Source organism: Dactylosporangium sp. NPDC049140 (genome assembly GCF_040648435.1).
Genome location: NZ_JBEZDS010000034.1, coordinates 1 through 23,431, shown reverse-complemented (window position 1 = coordinate 23,431; position 23,431 = coordinate 1). Strand labels below are relative to the sequence as shown.

Genomic DNA, 23,431 nt, shown 5'->3' with positions numbered 1-23,431 from the left:
CGCTAAACCTTACCGACGAGGTACGACACTTTCGGGACTAGCGTTATGCCCATGACTGCCTTCGCCCGGTCGGAGCGCGCCGCCCTCGCCGACGCACTGCTGGCCGCCGGCCCCGCCGCGCCCACCCTCTGCGAGGGCTGGGCCACCCGCGACCTCGCCGCGCACCTGGTGCTGCGCGAGCACCGCCCCGACGCCGCCGCCGGCATCATGCTCGGCGCGGTGGCCGGGCACACGAAGAAGGTCCAGGACCGGCTGGCCGCGGGCGACTACCCGGCGCTGGTCGGCCGGGTGCGGCGCGGGCCGCTGCTGCTGCGCCCGTTCGACGAGGCGATGAACGTGGTCGAGTTCTTCGTGCACCTCGAGGACGTCCGGCGGGCCGCGCCGGGCTGGACCCCGCGCGAGATTCCGCCGCCGTACGCCGAGGCGCTCGCCGGCCGCGTGAAGACCTCGGCCCGGATGTCGGCCCGCCGCTTCCCCGCGCGCATCGAGGTCTCCGGCCCGGGCGTGGCGCCCTTCACAGTCAACGAGAAGCAGGAGCACACCGTCCGGGTCGAGGGTGCCCCCGGCGAACTGGTGCTGTTCTTCACCGGGCGCCAGTCCGCGGCCGAGGTGTCCGTCACCGGCCCGGACGATCTGGCCGAAAAGCTACGCGGTGCCCGGCTGGGAATTTGAACTGTTGCGCCGCTTGCTCACGTTTCGGTTTCGGGTCTAGCCCGTAACGGGATCGACGGTTTACCGTCTGGTAACCGACGGACGTGACGGTGCTCACGGCTGGAGGCGTATTCTCCCGGACCCCCGGAAGGCAGCCCCGACCATGACCCAGACCCAGCGGCTGGAACTGCCGTACCGCTCGATCCCGGACATGTTCCTGCACCGGGTGGCCGAGACTCCCGACGCCAAGGCCTTCGCCCGCCCCGCCCCCGACGACGCCGACGACCCGATCTGGATGACCTGGCGGGAGGTCGACGGGCGCGCCCGGGCCATCGCGGCCGGCCTGACCACGCTGGGGGTCCGCCCCGAGGACCGCGTAGCGGTGCTGTCGAGCACGCGGCTGGACTGGATCCTCGCCGACCTCGGCGTCATGCTCGCCGGCGCGGCGACGACGACCGTCTACCCCACGACCGAGCCCGAGGAGGCCGTGTACATCGTCACGGACTCCGGCTCCAAGGTGCTCTTCGCCGAGAACCCCGAGCAGGCGGCGAAGCTCAAGGACGCGGAGCTGCCGAGCCTGACGCACATCGTGCTGATCGACGGGGCTCCCACCGGTACCGAAGCCAAACCGACGATGACCCTCGCGGACCTCGAGGCGGCCGGCCGCGCCGCGACCGAGGCGGACCCCGGGCTGATCGACGGCATCGTCGCCGGCATCGACGGCGACCGGCTCGCCACGCTGATCTACACGTCGGGCACGACGGGCCGGCCCAAGGGCGTGGAGCTGCTGCACGCGGGCTGGATCTGGCAGGGCAGGACGCAGCAGGACACGGGCGTGCTCAGCGCCGACGACCTGCAGTACCTCTGGCTGCCGCTGTCGCACTCGTTCGGCAAGACGCTGCTGTGCGGGATCATCTACGTCGGGCTGCCCACGTACGTCGACGGGCGCGTGGACAAGCTCATCGACAATCTCGGCAGGATCCAGCCGACGCTCATGTGCGCCGCGCCGCGCGTCTTCGAGAAGGTGTACAACCGCGTCGTCACCGGCGCCCAGGCCGACGGCGGGGCCAAGCTCAAGATCTTCACCTGGGCGGTCGGGGTCGGCAAGCGCGCCTCCGCGGAGCGCCTGGCCGGGCGCACGCCGGGCGGCCTGCTCAAGTTCCAGGCCGGGATCGCCGACAAGCTGGTCTTCAGCAAGCTGCGCGCCCGCCTCGGCGGCCGGATGCGCGCGATGGTCTCGGGCTCGGCGCCGCTGGCCCCGGAGATCGCCGAGTTCTTCTTCGCCGCCGGGCTGCCGATCCTGGAGGGCTACGGGCTCACCGAGACGTCCGCGGGCTCCTTCGTCAACCGGGAGAGCGAGCCGCGCATCGGCACCGTCGGGCAGGTGCTCGGCGACCTCGAGGTGCGCCTCGACTCCGACGGCGAGGTGCTGCTCAAGGGCACGCCGGTGATGCGGGGGTACCACAACCTGCCCGACGAGACCGCGGCCGCGTTCACCGAGGACGGCTGGTTCCGCACCGGCGACATCGGCGAGCTCGACGACGACGGCTACCTGCGCATCACCGACCGCAAGAAGGACCTCATCAAGACCTCGGGCGGCAAGTACGTCGCCCCGAGCCACCTCGAGGGCCTGTTCAAGTCGGTCTGCCCGTACACGTCCCAGGCCATCGTGGTGGGCCAGGCCCGCAACTACGTGACGATGCTGGTGACGCTCGACCCGGACGCGATCAAGGGCTGGGCCGAGACCACGGCGCTGGCCGGCAAGTCGTATGCCGAGATCGCCGCGTCCCGCGAGGCCTTCGATCTCGTCGACGGCTACGTGCGGGAGCTCAACGCGAAGCTCAACCGCTGGGAGCAGATCAAGAAGTTCAGCATCCTCGGCCGGGACCTGTCCATCGAGGACGGCGAGCTCACCCCCTCGCTGAAGGTCAAGCGCCGGGTCGTGGAGAAGTCCTTCGCGGCCGACATCGACCAGATGTACGCCGGGACGCTCGCGGAGATCTAAAAGCCTCTATTCACACCCCACAGTGTCGTGGCCCCCGGGAACCGCCATCCCCGGGGGCCACGACGCGTCTGCGGCCGGATCAGGGATCAGGCCAGGACAGTCTGCGATCAGGCCAGGACGGTCTGCGCCGACCAGGAGTGCCGGCGCGGGCGGTCCAGGTCGGTGCGTGCCTCCGCGAGCCGCCGCACCGCCTCCACCAGGTCGGACTCCGGCAGCGTGAACGGCAGCCGCATGAAGCGCTCCATCGTCCCGTCCGCGCCGAAGCGCGGGCCCGGCGCGACACGCACGCCCAGCTCCTCGGCCGAGCGGGCCAGGGCGCTCGACACCGGCGCGTCGAGCTCGGCCCAGATCACCATGCCGCCGCGGGGCAGCACGAAGCGCCACTCCGGCAGCTCGGCGCGCAGGGCCGCGGCCAGGGTGTCGCGCTGGACGAGCAGCTGCTTGCGGCGCGCGGCGACGATCGTGTCGCGGCGCTGCAGCAGGCGCGTCGCCACCAGCTGGTCGAGGACCGGCGAGGCCATGTCCACGCCGACGCGGGCCGCGGCCAGGCGGGCGATCAGCGGCGCGGGGCCGCGGACCCAGCCGATGCGCAGGCCGCCCCAGAAGGCCTTGCTCATGCCGCCGATCGTGAGCACCCGCGCGGTGCGGTCGAACGCGGCGACCGCGGGCGGCATCGACTCGGCCAGCTCCGGCTCCAGGGCCAGGTCGACGAAGGACTCGTCGATGATCAGGTCGGTGCCGGCGGCGTGGGCGGCGGGCGGCAGCTTCTCGCGCAGGGCGGCCGGCAGCAGATGGCCGGTCGGGTTGTGGAACTCGGGGATGAGGTACGCCACCCGCGCCTGCGCCGCGCGGACCGTCGACAGCAGCAGGTCGGGGTCCCAGCCGTCCGGGCCGATCGCGTACGAGCTGATCCGGGCCCGCTGGGCCACGAAGGCGCTCAGCGCGTTCGGGTAGGTCGGGGTCTCCACCAGGGCGCGCTGGCCCGGCGCGACCAGCAGGCGCAGGAGCAGGTCGAGGGCCTGCTGCACGCCGCCGGTGATCATCACCTGGTCGGGGTCGGTGCGCAGGCCGCGCTCGGTGTACCGGCGGGCGATCGCCTCCCGCAGCACCAGCAGGCCCATGGGCTGGTAGCCGGGGCCGCACTGGTACGGCTCCAGGTCGGTGACCGCCTCGGCCGCGGCCGCCGACAGCTCCGGCGGGGCCGGCATCGCCGCGCAGCCCAGGTCGATCAGCCCGGCGTCGTCGCTGGGGGTCCACAGCCCGGAGGTGCCCACCCGGTGCCCGGCCGGCAGCTCGGTCCAGCTGCCCGCGCCCCGGCGGCTGGAGACGTGCCCGCTCTCGCGCAGTTCGCGATAGGCGGCGGTCACGGTGGTACGGCTGATGCCCAGCGCCGCCGCCAGTTCCCGTTCCGCGGGCAGCCGGACGCCCAGGGCCAGCCGGCCGTCGATGAGCAGGCCGCGGACGGCGTTGGCGAGCACCACGTACTCGGGCCGCTTCCCGGCGGGCCCGCGCACCCCGACGGCGACCTGCCAGGCGTTGAGCATGCGGGCCAGTTGCGCGCCCCGGACGATCGCAGACACCGATTGGCCTCCTACACTCGCTCGATTGGCCTCACCCTTGCAGCAGTGGCTTCTCCAGGCAAGTCCAATTCCACCGGTTGGCGGCCGACCGCGCCCAGGAACACCCCGCCGACGATCGCCGCGCCCCCGACCAGGTCGTACCAGTGGATCGTCTCGTGCAGGAACAGCGCCGAGGACAGGATCGCGAAGACGGGCGCGAGGGCCGCGAACGGCGCGACGGTCCCGGCCCCGTAGCGGGCGATCAGCCGCCCCCAGACCCCGAATCCGAGCAGCGTGCTCAGGTACGCGATGTAGGCGATCGCCCCGACGGCGACGAGGTCCAGGCCCCGCAGGGCGCCCCAGACGTACCGGGGCCCGTCGACGGTCAGCGTCAGCAGGACCAGCGGCGGGGTCGCGACCGCGCTGACCCAGACCATGAAGTTGAGCATGTTCCCGGCCGAGGCCTTGCGCATCGCGATGTTGGCCAGCCCCCAGGCCGCGCCGGCCGACACGACCAGCAGGAACGCGCCCAGCGGCCGGTCCAGGCCGAGCTGGGTGGCGATGAGCACGATCCCGGCGCCCGCGAGGACCACGCCGCCGACGCGCCGCGGGCCCGGGCGGTCGCGCAGCAGTACCGTCGCGAACACCATCGTGAAGACGACCTGGCTCTGCAGGACCAGCGCCGACAGCCCGGACGGCAGCCCGGCCGCCATCCCGGCGAAGAGCAGCGAGAACTTCACCACGCCGAGCGCGATGCCGGTCGCGATGACCCAGCGCCAGGGCGCCTGCGGCCGGCCGACCAGGAACACCGCGGGCAGGGCGGCGACGCCGAAGCGCAGCGCGCAGAACAGTAGCGGCGACATGCTGTCCAGGCCCACGTGGATGACCACGAAGTTGACGCCCCAGATGACGCTGACCACGATCGCCAGGGCGAGGTCGCGAGGTTTCATGGCTCGATGATTGGCCCTCGAACCGTGAAGCACCATCGAAAAGTACTGCATCCAGGTTTTAGTATTGCTTCATGCTTGACCTCACGCGCCTCCAGGCGCTCCGCGCGGTCCAGACGTTCGGCACGGTCACGGCCGCCGCGGGCGCGCTGCACATCACGCCGTCGGCGGTCTCCCAGCACATCGCGAAGCTGGAGCGGGAGACGCGGGCCGCGCTCGTGGAGAAGGACGGCCGGCGGCTGCGGCTGACCGAGGCCGGGCGGGTGCTCGCCGAGCACGCGGGCCGGGTGCTGGCCGCGGTCGACGAGGCCGAGGCGGCGCTCGCCGCGCACCAGGAGACGGTGTCGGGGCGGCTGAGCGTGTCGTCGTTCCCGACGGCGTGCCGGGGTTTGCTCCCGCACGCGCTGCGCCGGCTCGCGGCGGACCATCCGGCGCTGGAGCCGACGCTGCTGGAGACCGACCGGGAGGCGAGCTTCGCCGGCATCCTGCGCGGGATCGTCGACGTCGCGCTGATCGACGAGTGGCTGGAGATCCCGGTGACGTACCCGCCCGGCGTCGCCTCGCTCGAGCTGGGACTGGACGTCGGGGACCTGATCCTGCCGGTCGGGCACCCGCTGGCGCACGAGCCCGGCCCGGTCACCCTCGACGAGGTCCGCGAGGAGCGCTGGATCGGCTCGACGCCGGGCACCGTCTGCCACGAGTGGCTGCTGCGGATGCTGCCCGGGCTGCGCCCGGCGATCCTCGTCAACGAGTTCGAGACGCAGCTGACGTTCGTCGCCGAGGGGCTCGGGGTGGCGTTCATCCCGCGGCTGGCCCGCACCGCCCTGCCGCCCGGGGTGGTCGCGCGCCCGGTGGCCCCGGAGGCGGCCCGGCGGGTCAGCGTCGCGTGGCGGGCGGCGGCCGCGACCCGGCCCGCGATCGGGGCGACGGTGGCCGCCCTGCAGGAGGCATGGGCGCTACGCCCGGAACCGGACAATCGACCCGAATGGGCGCCCGGCCGGGAGGCGATTCAGGTCGTCTGAGCCGCGTTCGCCCTGTTCAGGACGCTCGGCCGGGCACGGTACCGCGAGGCGTTCATTCATCGTATTCACTTCTGCGCGTTTCGGGGCCGCCCCTCACAATCATTGGTATGGCCCTCTTCCGTTCGCGGACCGCGACCGGCGCCGGAATCCTGGCGGCGGTCCTGCTGGTGCTGATCTTCGGCAACCAGATCTTCACTGAGTGGGTCGACCGTCACAGTGACGGCTCGACCGTTTGGGGCTTCTTCCTGCGCATGCTGGCGTGGCCGCGCTGGTGGATCAGCCCGCGTGACGGCTCCGGCAACGCCGCGCGGGAGCTGCTCGCCAACGATCTGCGCGCGCTGCTGGTGATCCTGTTCGTCGCGCTGGTGCTCTCCGTCTCGGCCCGCACGGTGGCCGGCGGCGGTGGGGCCTTCGTCGTCGGATGGGCGGCGCTGATCTTCGGCGCCGCACTCGCCGCGTTCACGACCGCGTTCATCATCGCCGAACCGACGATGCTGGGCGCACTCAACTCGGCTGCGCAGGCCTCCGGATACGGCCTCTTCGTCGGATGGATCGTCGGCATCGCCGTCGCCGCCGGCAAGCGAGCCGATTAGGGAATCAGCGGATGGGGTGCCCCGCCGACCGCAGGGCACCCTTGACGTCGCCGATGCTGAGCTCGCCGAAGTGGAAGACGCTCGCGGCGAGCACCGCGTCGGCGCCACACTCCACCGCGGGCGCGAAGTCCTCGACCTTGCCGGCGCCGCCGCTGGCGATCACCGGGATGTCGACGACGGCGCGCACGGCCCGGATCAGCTCCAGGTCGAAGCCGTCCTTGGTGCCGTCGGCGTCCATCGAGTTGAGCAGGATCTCCCCCGCCCCGAGCTCGGCGACCCGCGCCGCCCACTCGACCGCGTCGAGCCCGGCGCCGCGCCGGCCGCCGTGCGTGGTCACCTCGAAGCCGCTGGGCTGCCCCCCGCCTCGGCGCACGTCCAGCGACAGCGTGAGGACCTGGTTGCCGAAGCGCTGCGCGATCTCGGCGATGAGCTCCGGGCGCGCGATCGCGGCCGTGTTCACGCCGACCTTGTCCGCGCCGGCGCGCAGGAGCGTGTCGACGTCGCCGACGCTGCGCACGCCGCCGCCGACGGTCAGCGGGATGAAGACCGTTTCCGCGGTACGGCGGACAACCTCCAGCATCGTGGAGCGCCCGTCCGACGAGGCGGTCACGTCGAGGAAGACGAGCTCGTCGGCGCCCGCGGCGTCGTAGGCGGCGCCCAGCTCCACGGGGTCGCCCGCGTCACGGAGGTTGAGGAAGTTGACGCCCTTGACCACCCGCCCGGCGTCGACGTCCAGGCAGGGGATCACGCGTACGGCAACCGTCATGCCGACTCCCGCAGCGCGGCGAGGGCCTCGGTGACGGTGAAGGCGCCGGCGTAGAGCGCCTTGCCCACGATCACGCCCTCCACGCCGGCGGGCGCGAGCGCGGCCAGCTGACGCAGGTCGTCGAGCTTCGACACGCCGCCGCTGGCGATCACCGGCTTCTTGGTGCGGCCGGTCACCTCCAGCAGCAGGGTCAGGTTCGGGCCGGTGAGGGTGCCGTCGCGCATCACGTCGGTGACCACGTACCGCGCGCAGCCGGCCTTCTCGAGCCGGTCGAGCACCTCGAAGAGGTCGCCGCCCTCCTTGGTCCAGCCCCGGGCCGCGAGCTGGTGCCCGCGCACGTCGAGGCCGACCGCGACCTGGTCGCCGTAGGTGGCGCACACGTGGTCGCACCAGTCGGGGTTCTCCAGCGCCGCGGTGCCCAGGTTGACGCGGGTCGCGCCGGTGGACAGCGCCGCCTTCAGCGAGGCCTCGTCGCGGATGCCGCCGGAGAGCTCGACCTGCACGTCGAGGCGGCGCACCACGTCGGCGAGCAGCTCGGCGTTGGAGCCGCGCCCGAAGGCCGCGTCGAGGTCGACGAGGTGGATCCACTCGGCGCCCTGCCGCTGCCAGGCCAGGGCGGCCTCGAGCGGGTCGCCGTAGGTGGTTTCGCTGCCGGCGGCGCCCTGGACGAGACGGACCGCCTGGCCGTCGGCGACGTCGACGGCGGGCAGGAGCTGCAGAGCCATGGTTCAGATCCTTCGGTCCAGGACGAGCACGGTGAGCGCCGGGGTGGCGACGATGACGATCGTGCCGATGCCGATCCGGGCGGGCCAGGAGTCGATGAACGTCCAGACCAGCGCCAGGACCGCCAGCACGAGGATGGCGATGATTGCGCGCTGCTTGCGGGAGCGGCGAGCGAAGAGCTTACCGGTGCGCCCGGCGCGGACCTTTGGCACCAGCCGGCGCACGGCGGCCCGGCGGGCCCGCTTGCGCTCGTGGCGGCGCATCCGCTCGGCGCGCTCGGCCTCGAGGACAGCCCGCCGCTTGGCCCGCTCCTTGCTCAATTAGAGCGTCCCGAGCCAGTTGGCCAGCAGCGTGGCGCCGGCGTCGCCGGACTTCTCGGGGTGGAACTGGGTCGCGCGCAGGACGTCGGTCTCGAAGGCGGCCACGAACGGCTCGCCGTGCACGGTGGTGGCGACGCGGACCCCGGCCTCGGCCTGGGCGTCGACGACCGTCGAGGCGTAGGAGTGCACGAAGTAGTAGCGGGTGTCGTCCGGAATGCCGGCGCCGAGGACCGAGCCCTCGGGCCAGGCGACGGTGTTCCAGCCCATGTGCGGCACGACCGGCGCCTGCAGCCGCGTCACCGAGCCGGGCGCGAGGCCGAGGCCCTTGGTGACGACTCCGTGCTCCTCGCCCGACTCGAACAGGACCTGCATGCCGACGCAGATGCCGAGCACGGGCGCGCCGGTGCGGACCCGCTCCGCGATCGTGGGGCCGGCGCCGAGCGCCTCGATGCCGGCCATGCAGGCCGCGTAGGCCCCGACGCCGGGCACCACGAGGCCGTCGGCCCGGGCCGCCTTGCCCAGGTCGTCGGTGACCTCGACGTCGGCGCCGACCCGTGCGACGGCCCGCTCGGCCGAGCGCAGGTTGCCCGAGCCGTAGTCGAGAATCACCACCCGCTTCGCCACGCGTCGCCTCCTAGTTGTTGAGCCAGAGCACGCCGGCGGTCGCGGAGATCGCGGCCAGCACGAGCGTGATGACGAACGGTACCTTCGACTTGCTCTGCTGCCGCATCGACAGCGCCCCGCCGACCAGCAGCCCGGCCAGCCCCAGCAGCACGACGCTCACGCCGTCACCTCCGCAAGCTCCGGACCGCTCACAGCGCCCCCTTGGTGCTCGGGACGACGCCGGCGTTGCGCGGGTCGATCGCGCAGGCCTGGCGCAGGGCCCGGGCGACGGCCTTGAACTGCGCCTCGACGATGTGGTGGGCGTCGGGCTGGGCGCCGTGGCGACCGGCCCGCAGGATGCTGACGTGCAGCGTGACCCGGGCCGAGTGCCCGAAGGACTCCCAGATGTGGCGGGTCAGGCTCGTCGGGTAGTTGCCGCCGATGTGCGGGGCGATGTTCGCCGGCTCGTCGTGCACGACGTACGGCCGGCCGGACAGGTCGACGACCGCGGAGGCGAGCACCTCGTCGAGCGGGACCTGGGCGTGGCCGTAGCGGGTGACGCCGGCCTTGTCGCCGAGCGCCTCGGCGAACGCGGCGCCGACGGCGAGCGCGGTGTCCTCGACGGTGTGGTGGGCGTCGATCTCCAGGTCGCCGACGGTGTTGACCCGCAGGTCGAAGCCGCCGTGCTTGGCGATCTGGTTGAGCATGTGGTCGTAGAAGCCGACGCCGGTGGAGATCTCGCCGACGCCGGTGCCGTCGAGGTCGAGCTCGACGAGGACCTTCGTCTCCTTGGTGACGCGCTCGATCTTCGCGGTACGACTCACGTCGCCACCTCCGCTTCGCTCGGTGACGCCGCGGCGTCAAGCTGAGTTTTCTGGTGAACGGCCTCTCCGCTTCGCTCCGAGCCGCTCACAACAGCTCCTCAAGGGCGTTCAGAAAAGCGGAGGTCTCGTCCGGCGTGCCGGCGGTCACGCGCAGCCAGCCCGGCAGGCCGACGTCGCGGATGAGCACGCCCCGGTCGAGCAGGGCCTGCCACGCCCCCTTGCTGTCGCCGCCGGGGGCGCCGAACAGCACGAAGTTGGCGTCGCTGTCGGCGACCGGCAGGCCCCAGCCGCGCAGCGTCTCCACGATCCGGTCGCGCTGCTCCTTGACCGCGTCCACGGTGGACAGGAGGGCGTCGGTGTGCGCCAGGGCGGCCCGGGCCACGACCTGGGTCATGGCGCTGAGGTGGTACGGCAGCCGCACGAGCTGCACCGCGTCGACCACGGCCGGGTCGGCGGCCAGGTAGCCGAGCCGCCCGCCCGCCAGCGCGAACGCCTTGCTCATCGTGCGGGTGACGACCAGCCGCGGGTACCGCTGGATGAGGCTCAGCGCGAAGACCGTGCCCGCGCGGGCGAACTCGGCGTAGGCCTCGTCGACGACGACCATGCCGGGGGCCGTCTCGGCGACCGCCTCCACGACCTCCAGCGGCAGCGCGGTGCCCGTCGGGTTGTTGGGCGAGCAGAGGAAGACCAGGTCGGGCCCGGTCTCGCGGACCTTCGCCACGGCGTGCTCGGCGGTGAGCGCGAAGTCGTCACCGCGGCGGCCGTCGACCCAGGTGGTGCCGGTGCCCGCGGCGAGCAGCGGGTGCATCGAGTAGCTGGGCGTGAAGCCCAGCGCGACGCGGCCCGGCCCGGCGAAGGTCTGCAGCAGCTCCTGCTGGATCTCGTTCGAGCCGTTGGCGGCCCAGACGTTCTTCCAGGTAAGGCCGTGGCCGAGGTACGCGGCGAGGTCGGTGCGCAGGGCGACGGCGTCCCGGTCCGGATACCGGTTCAGGTCCCGCAGCACGGAGCCGAGCGCCTTCTCCATCTCCGCGACGGCCGCCTCGGGTACCGGATAGGAATTTTCGTTCGTATTGAGGCGCACGGCCACGTCGAGCTGGGGCGCGCCGTAGGGGGTCATCCCCCGCAGCTCGTCGCGCAGCGGCAGGTCGTCCAACGAGGTCATGCGCCCTCCGCTCCGCTCCGGACCGGTCATGCTTCGAACCTGACGGAGACGGCGGCGCCGTGGGCGGGCAGGTCCTCGGCGGTGGACAGCGCCACTACGTGCCCGGCGACCTCCTGCAGAGCATCGCGGCTGTACTCGATCAGCTGCACCCCGCGCAGGAAGGTCTGCGTCGACAGCCCCGACTGGTGGCGCGCGCAGCCGCCGGTCGGCAGCACGTGGTTGGAGCCGGCGCAGTAGTCGCCCAGCGAGACCGGCGACCAGGCCCCGACGAAGATCGCGCCGGCGTTGCGCACCCGCTCGGCGACGGTGCGCGGATCGCGGGTCTGGATCTCGAGGTGCTCGGCGCCGTACGCGTCCACGACCATCAGCCCCTGCTCGATGTCGTCGACGAGGACTGTCGCGGACTGCGTCCCGTTCAACGCCTCGGTGACGCGCTCGAGGTGCTTGGTCGCGGCGACCTGCCGGGCGACCTCGGCGTCGACCGCGTCGGCGAGCGCGGTGCTGGTGGTGACGAGCACGCTTGCCGCGAGCGGGTCGTGCTCGGCCTGGCTGATCAGGTCGGCGGCGACGTGGCGCGGGTCGGCGCTGTCGTCGGCGAGGATGGCGATCTCGGTCGGCCCGGCCTCGGCGTCGATGCCGACGGTGCCGCGCAGCATCCGCTTGGCGGCGGTCACCCAGATGTTGCCCGGGCCGGTGATCATGTCGACCGGGGCGCAGCCCGGCTCCTCGTCGTCGAAGCCGTACCCGAGCATCGCGATCGCCTGGGCGCCGCCGACCGCGTACACCTCGTCGACCCCGAGCAGCGCGCACGCCGCGAGGATGTTCGCGTTGGGCAGGCCGGTGCCCTTCTGCGGCGGGCTCGTCACGGCGATCGAGGGCACCCCGGCGGCCTGGGCGGGCACGACGTTCATGACGACGCTGGACGGGTACACGGCCAGGCCGCCCGGCACGTAGAGCCCGACCCGGCCGACCGGCAGCCAGCGCTGGGTGACGGTGCCGCCCTCGGCGAGGACCGTGGTGGTCTCGGCGCGGCGCTGGTCGGCGTGGACCTTGCGCGCCCGGGCGATCGACTCGAGCAGCGCGGCGCGCACGTCCGGGTCGAGCCCGGCCTCGGCCCGCTCGATCTCCTCGGCCGGCACGCGCAGCCGCTTGACGTCGACGCCGTCGAAGCGCTGGGCCGCCTCCCGGATCGCCGAAGCGCCATGCTCACGGACCCCTTCGACGGTCGGACGCACCTGCTCGGTGGCGACGGAGACGTCGATGGCGGCTCGGGGCAGCAGACGGCGCGGGTCCTCGGCGGAGCCGCGCAGGTCGATCCGATTCAACACCCTTGCGAGTCTATTCGGCGCCGCCAGCGGTTATGCGTCGCCGTCCCGCCCTGCGGGCTGTCGGGATCCGGCCCAGCGCCAGTTCAGCTCCTGGGGCGCCGGGGCCGGTCCGGGCAGGTCCTCCCCCGGCCCGGCGCGCATGCCGCCGAGGTTGATGGCCAGGTACCGCCGCCGCAGCTGGGCCGTCCGCTCCCGGTCCGGCAGGCGGATCGCCGCACAGCCCTCCAGCACGAGTGTGATGTCGCTCGCCCCGATGTCGGGCCGCAGCCGCCCGCTCGCGTGCGCGTCGCGCACCAGCCCCTCCACGAGCGTGCCCGCCCGCACCGCCTCGGCGATCATCTCCGGCGTCGAGACGAACGTGCCGGCCAGGTGGACGGTGAGCGAGTGCACATCCGCGTCGACGACCGCCCGGAGGAAGGCGGTAAGCGCCTCCCACCCGTCCGCGCGCTCGCCGGCCGCCTCGGCCTCGGCCACGAACTGGCGCAGACCGTCGTGACAGAGGGTTCGCAGGAGCTCTTCCTTGTTCTTGTACCGTCGGTAGAGCGCACTGATCCCCACGCCCGCCCGCTCGGCGACGGCGGCGATCGGCGCCTTCGGGTCCTCGATGAACACGTCCCGAGCGGCGGCGAGAATGACCCCGTCGTTGCGTTCGGCTTCGCGCTTGCGTCCCATGCCCTCGACTATAGCGGAACGGATGATTCCGGTCCGCTGTTGCGCCCGCGCGTCCTGATCACCGAGGCCGCCCGGGCTCGGCTACGCTTCGGCTCGTGGAGCTGCTGCCGCTCTTTCCGCTGGGCACCGTGCTGTTTCCGGGGCTTGTCCTGCCCCTGCACGTGTTCGAGCCGCGGTACCGGACGCTCGTGCAGCATCTCACCGAGCTGCCGGCCAGCCTGCCGCGCGAGTTCGGCGTGATCGCGATCCGGCGCGGCTGGGAGGTCGGCCGCCAGACGGAGACCGCGGACGCGTCGATCACGGCCGGGGAGTCGCTGTCGCTGTACGAGATCGGCTGCGCGGCCGAGATCCGCCAGATCACCGAGCTCCCGGACGGCCGCTTCGACCTCATGACCCTGGGCCGGCGCCGGTTCCGCCTGCTGGGCCTGGCACGCAACGACGACCCGTACCTCACCGGCGAGGTCGAGTGGCTGCCCGAGCCCAAGGGCGAGCCGGACCGCGAGGGCGAGCTGGCCGCGGGCGTCCTGGCGGCCTACCAGGACTACCTGCGCGCGGTCCGCGCCGACGAGGACGGCGAGCAGCTCCCGGACGACCCGACGGTCCTGTCCCACCTCGTGGCGGCGACGGCGTCGCTGACCCTGGAGGACCGCCAGGCCCTGCTATCGGAGCCGGACACGGCGAGCCGCCTGAAGGCCGAACGGGCCCTGCTGCGCCGCGAGACCGCCCTGCTGGGCCAGGTCCGCGCCGTGCCGGTGGCCCTGTCCGACCTGGCCGTACCGTCCAGCCCGAACTAGCGCGCGGCCAGTTCCTCAACCCCGACGGTGCGCGGCTACGGCAACAAGTCGCGCTTGCAGCCTCCTCGGACCCCCTCAAATCATTGCTTTTCCTCCCTGGGATTTGCGGCTTTTCGCTCTTGGCTCTTCCGGTGTGCATCCGTTTGAGCGTCCGACTGCCGCGACCCGGGCGGCCACGTCTCCGCCCGGACTCCACGGGATACCGACCAAGCGGGCGACGGCGCGCGCCGCGAAGTGCGGCACCATGCCGTGCCACCCTGTCAGCGGCGATGGCGACACAGCCAACCGCCCGCGCTCAGGGGCGCGGCGGCTCGGCGTTCGGCGACTGCGGCCAAACCGGGGAGTCCGTAGCCGGAGCCGGCGGCGGGGGCGCAGCGCCGGGGTCGTGCCAGCCCGCCGGCTGGTCCTGGGTCGCCGTCGCAGGCGGGAACGGCGCCGCCTGAGCCGGACCGGGCGGGAACTGCGCCGCCTGACCCAGGCCCGGCGCGAACGGTCCCTCCTGCACCGCCCCCGGCGGGAAGGGCGACGGCGAAGCCGGGAACTGCGGCTGTTCCGGGTGCGGCGGGTAGGGCGACGCCGCCGGCGGGTACGGGCCCGGATAGCCCACCGGCGGAGGCGGCGGCGACAGGTACTCCGGCGGGATGTTGTCGTAGCGCAGCGTCGGCGAGACGTGGAAGCCCGCCATCCCGGTGTAGACCGCCGCGGCGGCCAGGCCCTGGATCAGCATCGTGCCGCGGACCCAGGGGATGAAGCCCAAGGCCAGGCTCGAGGTGCCGGTCCGCAGCTTCACCGGGCGGAAGATGTGCGTGCCCTCCGGGGCGTGCCCGGCCAGGTCGATGTAGTGCGCGTAGCCGATCTTGTTGCCGAGCCAGGCGCCCAGGACCGACGCGCCGGCCGAGCCGAGGACCAGGGCGACCAGCATGACCGGGCCCCGGTAGCGGCGCAGCAGGAACCAGGCGGCCAGGGCGACGAGAATGCCCATGCCGATCGCCATGAGGACGAACCAGCCCTCGTCGCCCCAGTAGCCCTCCGGCTCGGGCTGGATCGGATACGGGCCGTACTGGGTCTGGACCAGTTCCACGTGCGGGGCAAGCTTCGACCACAGCAGGCCGAAGGGTGCGCCCAGGCCCGCCACCACCACCGCGGTCAGCAGGGCGACGAGCACCTCCCGCAGGATCGGTACGCGCGCCGGCCGGGTGGCCTCGGCCGGTTCGACGGGCGAAATCGGGGCGATGCTCACGATCCCATCCTGCCAGGCGCGGGGCGCGTTCCGGCAAGCGCGTCGACATCGCCCTGCGAAGCTCGCGAACCGGATGAATCGCCCGTCGGGGGTGCGGTGGAGGAGCCCGGCCAGGGCGGCAGCGGCGTCGACGGCGGCGGGGTGGTCAGGTCGGGCAGGGCGAGGTCCATGGCCATCAGGCGGGGCACCTCCTCGCGCCGGTCCACGCGGCCCTTGACCGACACCACCGCGTCCTCGACCACCCACTGGTCGACCAGCTCGTAGGTGTCGGGGAAGAACATCACCTCGACACTGCCGTCCAGGTCTTCCAGCCAGGCCTGCGCCCACGGGCGGCCCTGGCGGGTCACGCGGCGCTGCACCCCGGACAGGATGCCGGCCAGCCGGACCACGGCGCCGTCGGCGAGCGTGCCCTCCTCGGCCAGGGCGGCGACCGGGCGGTCGGCGGCCGCGCGCAGCACGTGCTCCAGGCCGCGCAGCGGATGGTCGGAGACGTAGAGGCCGAGCATCTCGCGCTCGAAGGCGAGACGCTCGGGCTTGTCCCACTCCATCGCGGGCACCGGCGGGGCGGTCATCAGCGGGGCGCCGAAGAGGTCGAACTGGCCCATGGCCTCATTGCGCTTGACGCTGGAGACGGCGTCGAGGGCGTCGGCGTGCACGCTGAGCAGGCCGCGGCGGGAGTGGCCCAGGGAGTCGAAGGCGCCGGCCTTGATGAGCGACTCGATCGTCTTGCGATTGCACACGACCTGGTCGACCTTGGACAGGAAGTCGTAGAAGTCCGTGAACGCGCCCCGGTCGCGGCGGGCCCGCAGGATGGCCTCGACGGCGGCGGCGCCGACGTTGCGCACGGCGCCGAGGCCGAAGCGGATGTCGGTGCCGTCGGCGGCGAAGCGGCCCTGGGAGGCGTTGACGTCGGGCGGCAGGACCCGGATGCCCATGTGCCGGCACTCGGCGAGGTAGACGGCGGAGCGGTCCTTGTCACCGCCGATCGAGGTGAGCAGGGCCGCCATGTACTCGGCCGGGAAGTTCGCCTTCAGGTACGCCGTCCAGTAGGCGACGAGCCCGTAGGCCACGCTGTGCGCCTTGTTGAACGCGTAGTCGGAGAACGGCACCAGGATGTCCCACAGGGTGCGGATCGCGCCCTCGGAGTGCCCGCGCTCGCGCATCGCCGGGGCGAACAGCGTGAACTCCTCGTCGAGGATCTCCTTCTTCTTCTTGCCCATGGCCCGCCGGAGCCGGTCGGCGGCGCCGAGGGTGTAGCCGGCGACCCGCTGGGCGATCGCCATCACCTGCTCCTGGTAGACGATCAGCCCGTAGGTGTCGCCGAGGATGTCGGCGAGCGGCTCGGCCAGCTCCGGGTGGATCGGCGTGACCGGGCGGCGGCCGTTCTTGCGGTCGGCGTACTCGTTGTGTGCGTTGGCCGCGATCGGACCGGGCCGGTAGAGCGCCCCGACCGCGGCGACGTCGGCGAAGCAGTCCGGGGCCATCGAGCGCAGCAGCTGCCGGACCGGCGTCGCCTCGAACTGGAACACGCCGAGGGTGTCGCCGCGCGACAGCAGCGCGTAGGTCGGCGCGTCGTCCAGCGCCGCGTCCTCGATCAGCAGGTCGACGCCCCGGTTGTGCCGGATCGCGTCGAGCGCGTCGTCGATGATGGTGAGGTTGCGCAGGCCGAGGAAGTCCATCTTGAGCAGGCCCATGTCCTCGCACGCGCCCATGTCCCACTGGGTGATGATCGCGCCGTCCTGCTCGCGCTTCTGGATCGGCAGCACGTCGATGAGCGGCTCCCGGGACAGGATCACGCCCGCCGCGTGCACGCCCCACTGCCGCTTGAGCCCCTCCAGCCCGCGGGCGGTGTCGACGACGGTGCGCACCTCCGTCTCCGACTCGTAGAGCCGGCGCAGCTCGCCGCCCTCCTTGAAGCGCGAGTGGGCCGGGTCGAAGACGCCGGACAACGGCATGTCGCGGCCGAGGACCGGCGGCGGCACCGCCTTGCTGATCCGCTCGCCGAGGGAGAACGGGAAGCCCAGCACCCGGGCGGCGTCCTTGATCGCGGCCTTCGCCTTGATCGTGCCGAAGGTGATGATCTGCGACACCCGGTCCTCGCCGTACTGCGCCGTCGCGTAGCGGATCATCTCGCCGCGCCGGCGCTCGTCGAAGTCCATGTCGATGTCGGGCATGCTGGGCCGCTCGGGGTTGAGGAAGCGCTCGAAGAGCAGCCCGTGCTCGAGCGGGTCGATCTCGGTGATGCCCAGCGCGTAGGCGACGAGGGAGCCGGCCGCGGAGCCGCGGCCCGGCCCGACGCGGATGCCCTCCCGGTGGGCGTGGGCGACGAGGTCGGCCACGACCAGGAAGTAGCCGGCCAGGTCGGCCCCGGCGATCACCGACAGCTCGTAGCCGGCCTGGTTGGCGTGCGGCGTCGGCACGCCGTCGGGGAAGCGGCGGGCCAGGCCCCGGTCGACCGCGGCCCGCAGATAGCCCCCCTCGGTCTGGCCGGGCGGCACCGGGAAGGCCGGCATCAGGCTGCGGTGGGCGAAGACCTCCGCGTAGTCGCCGATGCGCTCGGCAACGGCCAGGGTCGCGTCGCAGGCGCCCGGGACCTCGGCGTCCCAGATGCGGCGCATCTCCTCGGCCGGCTTGAGGTAGAAGTCGCGGGCGTCGAACTTGAAGCGTTTCGGGTCGGCGAGCGTGGTGGCGGACTGCACGGCCAGCAGCGCCTCGTGGGCGTCGGCGTCGCCGGCGAACGTGTAGTGCAGGTCGTTGGTGGCCACCGGGGTCAGGCCGAGCCGGCGGCCGAGGCGCAGCAGGTCGGCGCGGACCCGCGACTCGATCTTCAGGCCGTGGTCCATCAGCTCCAGGTAGAGGTTGCCGGCGCCGAAGATGTCGCGCAGCTCGGCGGCGGCCGAGCAGGCCCGCTCGAAGTCGCCGATGCGCAGCCGGGTCTGGATCTCCCCCGACGGGCACCCGGTGGTGGCGATCACGCCCGGTGCGTATTCGGCCAGCAGCTCGCGGTCGGCGCGGGGCTTGTAGAAATACCCCTCCGTGCTGGACCGCGACGAGAGCCGGAACAGGTTGCGCAGCCCGGTCGCGGACTCCGCCAGCAGCGTGAGGTGGGTGTAGGCGCCGCCGCCGGAGACGTCGTTCTCGCCGCCGTCGGCCCACCGGACGCGGGTGCGGTCGCCACGGCTGGTGCCGGGGGTCACATAGGCCTCGACGCCGATGATCGGCTTGATGCCGGCCCGGGCCGCGGAGTGGTAGAAGTCGTGGGCGCCGAACATGTTGCCGTGGTCGGTCATGGCCAGCGCGGGCTGGCCGAGCCGGGCCGCCTCGGCGAACAGCGGCCCGAGGCGCGCGGCCCCGTCGAGCATCGAGTACTCGGTGTGTACGTGCAGATGTACGAAACCCACGGCCCCGAACCTATCGCGGGGGTACGACATTTTCGGCGACACTGCAGGCATGATCGACCGTGACCGGCTCGGCGCGCTGCTGCGCCGCGAGCGAGCCGCCTTCGCCGGGCGCAACCCCCGCTCGGCGGCCGAGTACGCGCGGGCCGGGGACCTCTTCGGCCGGGTCCCGATGACGTGGATGAACAAGACGGCGGCGGGATTTCCGCTGTACCTCGCGCAGGCCCGCGGCGCCGGCGTCACCGACGTGGACGGGCACGAGTACGCCGACTTCTGCCTCGGCGACACGGCCGCGATGGCCGGGCACTCCCCCGAGCCGGTCGTCGCCGCGGTGCGGGAGCGCTTCGAGACCCTCGGCGGCGCCTGCGCGATGCTGCCGACGGCGGACGCGGCGTGGGTCGGGGCCGAGCTGACCCGCCGGTTCGGGGTGCCGCGGTGGAGCTTCGCGCTCACCGCCACCGACGCGAACCGGTGGGCGATCCGGCTGCTGCGGGCGGTCACCGGCCGGCCGAAGATCCTGTTCAACAGCTACTGCTACCACGGCTCGGTCGACGAGTCGCTGATCGTGGCCACGCCGGACGGGCCGCGGGCCCGCGCCGGGAACGTGGGCGCACCGGTCGACGTGACCGTGACCAGCCGCGTCGCCGAGTTCAACGACCTGGACGGGCTCGAGCGGGAGCTGGCGCACGGGGACGTGGCCGCGGTGGTGATGGAGCCGGCGCTGACCAACATCGGCATCGTGCTGCCCCGGCCCGGGTACCTCGCGGGGGTGCGGGCACTCACGAAGCGGTACGGCACCTACCTGGTCAACGACGAGACGCACACGTTCTCGGCCGGCCCGGGCGGGGCGACCGGCCTGTGGGGCCTCGAGCCCGACGTGGTGACCATCGGCAAGGCGATCGGCGGCGGCATCCCGGCCGCGGCCTACGGCCTGTCCGACGAGATCACGCAGAAGCTGGCCGGCATGGGCGATCTCGACCTGGTCGACATGGGCGGCGTCGGCGGGACCCTGGCCGGCAACGCGCTGTCGATCGCCGCGACCCGGGCAACCCTGGAGCACGTTCTGACAAATGCCGCACATGCCGAAATGTCCGAGAAATCGCGGCAGTTCGCGGCCGACGTGCAGGCCGTGATCACCGAGTTCCAGCTTCCGTGGTCGGTGACCGGACTCGGCGCGCGGGTCGAGTACCGTTTCGCCAGCCCGGCCCCCGCAACCGGCACGGAGTCAGCGGAAGCCGCCGACGGGGAGCTCGACGACTATTTCCACGTGTACCTCGCGAACCGGGGCATCCTGCTCACCCCGTTCCACAACATGGCCCTGATGAGCCCGGCCACGACCTACGAGCAGGTCGCCCGGCACGCCGAGGTGTTCCGCGGCGCCGTCGAGGAGCTCACCGGGCCGTCGGGTCCATCATGACCGCCGCCGCCCGCAGCCACGCGCGCTTGGTGGCCGCCGCCAGCATCGGGTACTCGATGTTGGAGCCGCTCTCCAGCGCCGGGTCGTAGGGCACCACGACGACGGCCCGGGTCCGGGTGCGGAAGTGCCCGGCCAGGTCGTCGATGAGCGGGGTCGGGTTGGGCGTCGGGCAGGACAGCAGCGTGACCGCGTTGGCGACCAGCTCCTCCATCCCGGCCTCGTCGAGCAGGTCGAGCATCCAGTCGGCGGTGAACGCGGCGTCCTCGCGCGGCACGCTCGTGACCACGAGCTGGTCGGCGGTCTGCAGCACCGTCTGCCAGTTGGGGCTCTCGACGTTGTTGCCGGTGTCGACGCAGATCACGTCGTGGGTGCGCCGCAGCAGCTCCAGCACCCGGCGCACGGTGTGCGGGTCGAGGCGCTGGGCGAAGCGCGGGTTCTCCTCGCCGGCGAGCACGTCGTAGGAGCCGTCGGAGGCGTGGCGGAGATAGTCGTCGAGCATGTCGTACAGGTCGTAGCCGGTCGCGTGCTCGACGCGCACGAGATCGGCGATGAGGTGGCGGATCGTGCGCGCGTGGCGGGCGCTGCCGGCGCGCAGGCCGAGCGTGCCCCGCAGCTCGTTGTCGTCCCACGCGATGACGCCCTTGCCGCGGACACTGCCGATCGTGGCGGCGGTCAGCACGGTCGCGGTCGTCTTGTGCACGCCGCCCTTGGGGTTGGCGAACGCGAGGACCTTCGGGGTCGGGATGTCGCGGCGCAGGACCTGCACCATCTGCTCGGTCGGGTCGGCGGCCGGCCGGGGCGCCTGGTACTCGACCAGGGGCTCACGCCGCGCGACCGGTTCGGTGCGGAGCGGCGCGTCGTCGTACGGGCGGGTGCCGTTGGTGGGAGGCATTGGTTCGTCATCGTATTGGGGCCCGGGCGGATATGGGGCCGAGGGGCGCCCGAACCGGCCGTCGTAATCCAGATCACCCGGGGTCGGCCGGCCCAGCAGCGCCCGGTCGAGCAGCGAGCGCCAGCGGGGAGCCGGCTCGGCCGATCTGTCCTCCCACCCGGCATCCCGATCGGCCACGCCCGGCCCCTCCCTCGCACGCGTCAAACCCGCCCCCCAAGGCTACGGACCGAACAGTATTCGGACCACTCCTACGAGCCCATCCCCTGCATCAACTGCACGACAGGCCGAAGGGGATATCGCCTCAGGACGGACGGGGGGACGCGACCACCGTGCCGGCCCCCTCGCTGACCGGCTCCGCGACCGTAGTCTGCTCCGGCAACGGGGGCAGGAACACTGTGCGATCGAGCCGTTGCATCTCGGTGATCGGATCGACGACGCGGATCTCGGGCCGGGCGGCGACGGCGCGCAGGGCGGCGGGCGTGCCGTAGACGACGGCGGCGTACACGCACGAGCAGTGCTCGCGGTAGGCGGTCGCCTCCTGGTCGGCGACGATCGCGCCGGAGAGGTACAGCTGCCGGTTCTCCTCGGGGATGCCGTCGTTGCGGCCGAGCAGGTCGCGGTAGTGGGCGGCCTCCTCGGTCTTGCGCTGGGCGGTCTCGTCCATCGCCGACACCACGTCGTCGGGGAGCTTGTACGCGCCCAGGCGGACGAGCTCGGTCTGGGTCTGCGGCAGCGGTACCCGGGCGAAGACGCTGGACACCGAGACGTCCGCGACCACCGGGGTGAGGCGGTCGGGCCCCAGGTAGGCGGTGAACGACACCAGCGCGTAGACCGGCCCGTCGCCCGGCAGCGCGGCCAGCTCGTCCCGGCCCGCCTGCAGGTAGGCCGGGATGGACGCGCCCTCGGCGACCCCGACGCGCACGACGTCGCCGAGGGACGGGTCGCTGCGCGGCCGGTCGGTGCGGTGCACGGCGAGCAGCGTCGCCGTCACCGCGACCACGCCGACGACGACCGTGAACGCGCGCAGCCGCTGGGCGCCCCGGAAAACCCGGGCGAGGACGTTGCCGACCGGCGGCAGGAGCCGCTGGTCGAGTTGCTGGAGCCGCTTCATCGCCCCAAGAGCGTCCCACAGCGCCGCCTTAAGGGTGACTCATGGGGTCTTGACATCGAGGCAGCGAAGGATTTCTATCAGTCAAGTTTACTAATAGAAAGAAGGGGTCATGCGAAGGTCACTCATCGCGGCCGCCGCGGTGGCGCTCGCCGCCACCGGGGTCGTCCTCGCGGTCACGCCGTCCGCCCAGGCGGCGACCGCCATCCCCGCCCACGTGTTCGCCCCCTACTTCGAGGCCTACAACGGCGACAGCCTCAACGGGCTGTCCCAGCAGTCCGGCGACAAGTACCTGACCATGGCCTTCATCCAGACGGCGAGCCACGGCTCGTGCACGGTCTACTGGAACGGCGACACCGGCATGCCGATCGCCGGCTCGACGTTCGGCAGCGACATCGCCGCCATCCGCGCCCGCGGCGGCGACGTGATCCCCTCGTTCGGCGGCTACGCGGCCGACAACGGCGCCACCGAGATCGCCGACAGCTGCACCGACGTCAACCAGATCGCGGCGCAGTTCGAGAAGGTCATCACCACCTACGACGTCACCCGCATCGACCTCGACGTCGAGGACAACTCGCTGACCAACACCGCCGGCATCGACCGCCGCAACAAGGCGATCAAGATCGTCGAGGACTGGGCCGCCGCCAACGGGCGGAGCATCCAGTTCGTCTACACGCTGCCGACGACCACGAGCGGCCTGGCCGACAGCGGGCTCGCGGTGCTGCGCAACGCGGTGGCCAACAACGCACGGATCGACATCGTCAACCAGATGACCTTCGACTACTACGACAACCAGCCGCACCAGATGGCCAACGACACCAAGACGGCGTCCAACGGCCTGCACACGCAACTGCAGCAGCTGTACCCCGGGAAGACCAGCCAGCAGCTGTGGTCCATGATCGGCGTGACCGAGATGATCGGCGTCGACGACTTCGGCCCCGCCGAGACGTTCACCGTCGCCGACGCGAACGCGGTCTACTCCTGGGCGACCCAGCAGGGCATCGCCGAGCTGTCGTTCTGGGCGCTGCAGCGCGACAACGGCGGCTGCCCCGGCGGCGCGGCGTCGGACACCTGCTCCGGCATCTCGCAGGGCACGTGGCAGTTCTCGCACATCTTCGCCCCGTTCACCAGCGGCGGCGGCACGCCGGGCTCGCCCAGCCCGACGAAGAGCAGCGCGTCGCCCACGCCTTCCAAGAGCCCGAGCAGCAGCCCCAGCGGCAGCCCGAGCAGCACTCCCCCGGCCGGCGGCCTGACCAACGGCAACTTCGAGACGGGCTCGCTCGCGCCGTGGACCGGCAGCCTCTGCAGCGTCGTGAGCACGCCGGTGCACGGCGGGACCAAGGCGCTCAAGGCGGCCGCGTCCGCGTCCGACAACGCCCAGTGCAGCCAGACCGTGGCCGTGCAGCC

20 protein-coding genes and 2 pseudogenes are annotated in these 23,431 nt (G+C 72.6%); 7 read left to right on the top strand and 15 right to left on the bottom strand.

Features of this window, described 5'->3' with window-relative positions:
- Window positions 1–51 precede the first annotated feature (51 nt).
- Together AB0B76_RS38980 and AB0B76_RS38975 are read left to right on the top strand one after the other, a co-directional pair.
- Window positions 52–672 carry a TIGR03085 family metal-binding protein gene (locus tag AB0B76_RS38980; protein WP_360385129.1) on the top strand — a complete coding sequence of 207 codons (621 nt, stop codon included), beginning with the start codon at window positions 52–54 and terminating at the stop codon, window positions 670–672.
- A 142-nt stretch (window positions 673–814) separates the two neighbouring features.
- Complete coding sequence (locus tag AB0B76_RS38975; RefSeq protein WP_360385127.1) at window positions 815–2,656, top strand: long-chain fatty acid--CoA ligase; 1,842 nt, start codon at window positions 815–817, stop codon at window positions 2,654–2,656.
- A gap of 107 nt (window positions 2,657–2,763) precedes the next feature.
- Here AB0B76_RS38975 and AB0B76_RS38970 read toward each other — a convergent pair whose 3' ends face one another.
- Window positions 2,764–4,236, bottom strand: coding sequence for a PLP-dependent aminotransferase family protein (locus AB0B76_RS38970; protein WP_360385125.1), 1,473 nt, complete (start codon window positions 4,234–4,236; stop codon window positions 2,764–2,766).
- 11 nt (window positions 4,237–4,247) lie between these two features.
- Entirely contained in the window at window positions 4,248–5,165 is a 918-nt protein-coding gene (locus AB0B76_RS38965) for an EamA family transporter (protein ID WP_360385123.1), read from the bottom strand.
- Between the two features lie 71 nt (window positions 5,166–5,236).
- Here AB0B76_RS38965 and AB0B76_RS38960 point away from each other — a divergent pair, with 71 nt between their 5' ends.
- Window positions 5,237–6,184 carry a LysR family transcriptional regulator gene (locus tag AB0B76_RS38960; protein ID WP_360385121.1) on the top strand — a complete coding sequence of 316 codons (948 nt, stop codon included), beginning with the start codon at window positions 5,237–5,239 and terminating at the stop codon, window positions 6,182–6,184.
- A 167-nt stretch (window positions 6,185–6,351) separates the two neighbouring features.
- Window positions 6,352–6,777 (top strand): hypothetical protein, encoded by a 426-nt coding sequence (locus AB0B76_RS38955; protein ID WP_360385119.1) that lies wholly within the window; start codon window positions 6,352–6,354, stop codon window positions 6,775–6,777.
- Window positions 6,778–6,781: 4 nt separating this feature from the next.
- Here AB0B76_RS38955 and hisF read toward each other — a convergent pair whose 3' ends face one another.
- The 9 genes from hisF to AB0B76_RS38910 all read right to left on the bottom strand — a co-directional run bounded on the left by hisF (window position 6,782) and on the right by AB0B76_RS38910 (window position 13,175).
- Window positions 6,782–7,543, bottom strand: coding sequence for an imidazole glycerol phosphate synthase subunit HisF (gene hisF / locus AB0B76_RS38950; protein ID WP_360385117.1), 762 nt, complete (start codon window positions 7,541–7,543; stop codon window positions 6,782–6,784).
- Window positions 7,540–8,268, bottom strand: a complete 729-nt coding sequence (gene priA / locus AB0B76_RS38945; RefSeq protein ID WP_360385115.1) for a bifunctional 1-(5-phosphoribosyl)-5-((5-phosphoribosylamino)methylideneamino)imidazole-4-carboxamide isomerase/phosphoribosylanthranilate isomerase PriA — start codon at window positions 8,266–8,268, stop codon at window positions 7,540–7,542. Before priA ends, hisF begins: the two co-directional genes overlap by 4 nt.
- Window positions 8,269–8,271: 3 nt before the next feature.
- Window positions 8,272–8,586, bottom strand: a complete 315-nt coding sequence (locus AB0B76_RS38940; RefSeq protein WP_360385113.1) for a hypothetical protein — start codon at window positions 8,584–8,586, stop codon at window positions 8,272–8,274.
- Window positions 8,587–9,210, bottom strand: coding sequence for an imidazole glycerol phosphate synthase subunit HisH (hisH, locus tag AB0B76_RS38935; protein ID WP_360385111.1), 624 nt, complete (start codon window positions 9,208–9,210; stop codon window positions 8,587–8,589). It lies immediately after the preceding gene.
- A 10-nt stretch (window positions 9,211–9,220) separates the two neighbouring features.
- The gene (locus AB0B76_RS38930; protein WP_360385109.1) at window positions 9,221–9,370 is read right to left on the bottom strand and encodes a hypothetical protein; all 150 of its coding nucleotides are present in this window, start codon (window positions 9,368–9,370) and stop codon (window positions 9,221–9,223) included.
- Window positions 9,371–9,398: 28 nt separating this feature from the next.
- Window positions 9,399–10,013: an imidazoleglycerol-phosphate dehydratase HisB gene (hisB, locus tag AB0B76_RS38925; RefSeq protein WP_360385107.1), complete on the bottom strand. Its 615-nt coding sequence runs from the start codon at window positions 10,011–10,013 to the stop codon at window positions 9,399–9,401.
- 85 nt (window positions 10,014–10,098) lie between these two features.
- The gene (locus tag AB0B76_RS38920; protein WP_360385105.1) at window positions 10,099–11,175 is read right to left on the bottom strand and encodes a histidinol-phosphate transaminase; all 1,077 of its coding nucleotides are present in this window, start codon (window positions 11,173–11,175) and stop codon (window positions 10,099–10,101) included.
- A 26-nt stretch (window positions 11,176–11,201) separates the two neighbouring features.
- Window positions 11,202–12,503, bottom strand: a complete 1,302-nt coding sequence (hisD, locus tag AB0B76_RS38915) for a histidinol dehydrogenase (protein ID WP_360385103.1) — start codon at window positions 12,501–12,503, stop codon at window positions 11,202–11,204.
- A 30-nt stretch (window positions 12,504–12,533) separates the two neighbouring features.
- Complete coding sequence (locus AB0B76_RS38910) at window positions 12,534–13,175, bottom strand: helix-turn-helix domain-containing protein (protein ID WP_360385101.1); 642 nt, start codon at window positions 13,173–13,175, stop codon at window positions 12,534–12,536.
- Between the two features lie 95 nt (window positions 13,176–13,270).
- Between AB0B76_RS38910 and AB0B76_RS38905 the strand changes: the two genes are divergently transcribed.
- Entirely contained in the window at window positions 13,271–13,969 is a 699-nt protein-coding gene (locus AB0B76_RS38905) for an LON peptidase substrate-binding domain-containing protein (protein ID WP_360385099.1), read from the top strand.
- A gap of 295 nt (window positions 13,970–14,264) precedes the next feature.
- Here AB0B76_RS38905 and AB0B76_RS38900 read toward each other — a convergent pair whose 3' ends face one another.
- Together AB0B76_RS38900 and dnaE are read right to left on the bottom strand one after the other, a co-directional pair.
- Window positions 14,265–15,209 (bottom strand): hypothetical protein, encoded by a 945-nt coding sequence (locus AB0B76_RS38900; RefSeq protein WP_360385097.1) that lies wholly within the window; start codon window positions 15,207–15,209, stop codon window positions 14,265–14,267.
- Between the two features lie 140 nt (window positions 15,210–15,349).
- A pseudogene (dnaE, locus tag AB0B76_RS38895) lies at window positions 15,350–18,610 on the bottom strand (DNA polymerase III subunit alpha); the annotation flags it as partial.
- A 49-nt stretch (window positions 18,611–18,659) separates the two neighbouring features.
- Between dnaE and AB0B76_RS38890 the strand changes: the two are divergent.
- Window positions 18,660–20,024 (top strand): transaminase, encoded by a 1,365-nt coding sequence (locus AB0B76_RS38890; RefSeq protein ID WP_360385095.1) that lies wholly within the window; start codon window positions 18,660–18,662, stop codon window positions 20,022–20,024.
- Here the strand turns inward: AB0B76_RS38890 and AB0B76_RS38885 are convergent.
- Window positions 19,999–20,838 (bottom strand): annotated as a pseudogene (locus AB0B76_RS38885) (AAA family ATPase); the annotation flags it as partial. The gene AB0B76_RS38890 and the pseudogene AB0B76_RS38885 overlap by 26 nt on opposite strands.
- Before the next feature lie 379 nt (window positions 20,839–21,217).
- Window positions 21,218–22,027, bottom strand: coding sequence for a hypothetical protein (locus AB0B76_RS38880; protein WP_360385093.1), 810 nt, complete (start codon window positions 22,025–22,027; stop codon window positions 21,218–21,220).
- Between the two features lie 109 nt (window positions 22,028–22,136).
- On the opposite strand from AB0B76_RS38880, the gene AB0B76_RS38875 reads away from it, so the two are divergent.
- A partial coding sequence (locus AB0B76_RS38875; RefSeq protein WP_360385091.1) for a glycosyl hydrolase family 18 protein occupies window positions 22,137–23,431 on the top strand: 1,295 nt, incomplete at its 3' end.

Bases quoted from the DNA above. Each gene is read 5' to 3' on its own strand.
- hisF (WP_360385117.1), bottom strand. From the start codon at position 7,543: ATGACGGTTGCCGTACGCGTGATCCCCTGCCTGGACGTCGACGCCGGG.
- AB0B76_RS38960 (WP_360385121.1), top strand. From the start codon at position 5,237: ATGCTTGACCTCACGCGCCTCCAGGCGCTCCGCGCGGTCCAGACGTTC.
- AB0B76_RS38980 (WP_360385129.1), top strand. From the start codon at position 52: ATGACTGCCTTCGCCCGGTCGGAGCGCGCCGCCCTCGCCGACGCACTG.
- AB0B76_RS38965 (WP_360385123.1), bottom strand. From the start codon at position 5,165: ATGAAACCTCGCGACCTCGCCCTGGCGATCGTGGTCAGCGTCATCTGG.
- AB0B76_RS38920 (WP_360385105.1), bottom strand. From the start codon at position 11,175: ATGACCTCGTTGGACGACCTGCCGCTGCGCGACGAGCTGCGGGGGATG.
- AB0B76_RS38890 (WP_360385095.1), top strand. From the start codon at position 18,660: ATGATCGACCGTGACCGGCTCGGCGCGCTGCTGCGCCGCGAGCGAGCC.
- AB0B76_RS38975 (WP_360385127.1), top strand. From the start codon at position 815: ATGACCCAGACCCAGCGGCTGGAACTGCCGTACCGCTCGATCCCGGAC.
- AB0B76_RS38880 (WP_360385093.1), bottom strand. From the start codon at position 22,027: ATGAAGCGGCTCCAGCAACTCGACCAGCGGCTCCTGCCGCCGGTCGGC.
- AB0B76_RS38910 (WP_360385101.1), bottom strand. From the start codon at position 13,175: ATGGGACGCAAGCGCGAAGCCGAACGCAACGACGGGGTCATTCTCGCC.
- priA (WP_360385115.1), bottom strand. From the start codon at position 8,268: ATGGCTCTGCAGCTCCTGCCCGCCGTCGACGTCGCCGACGGCCAGGCG.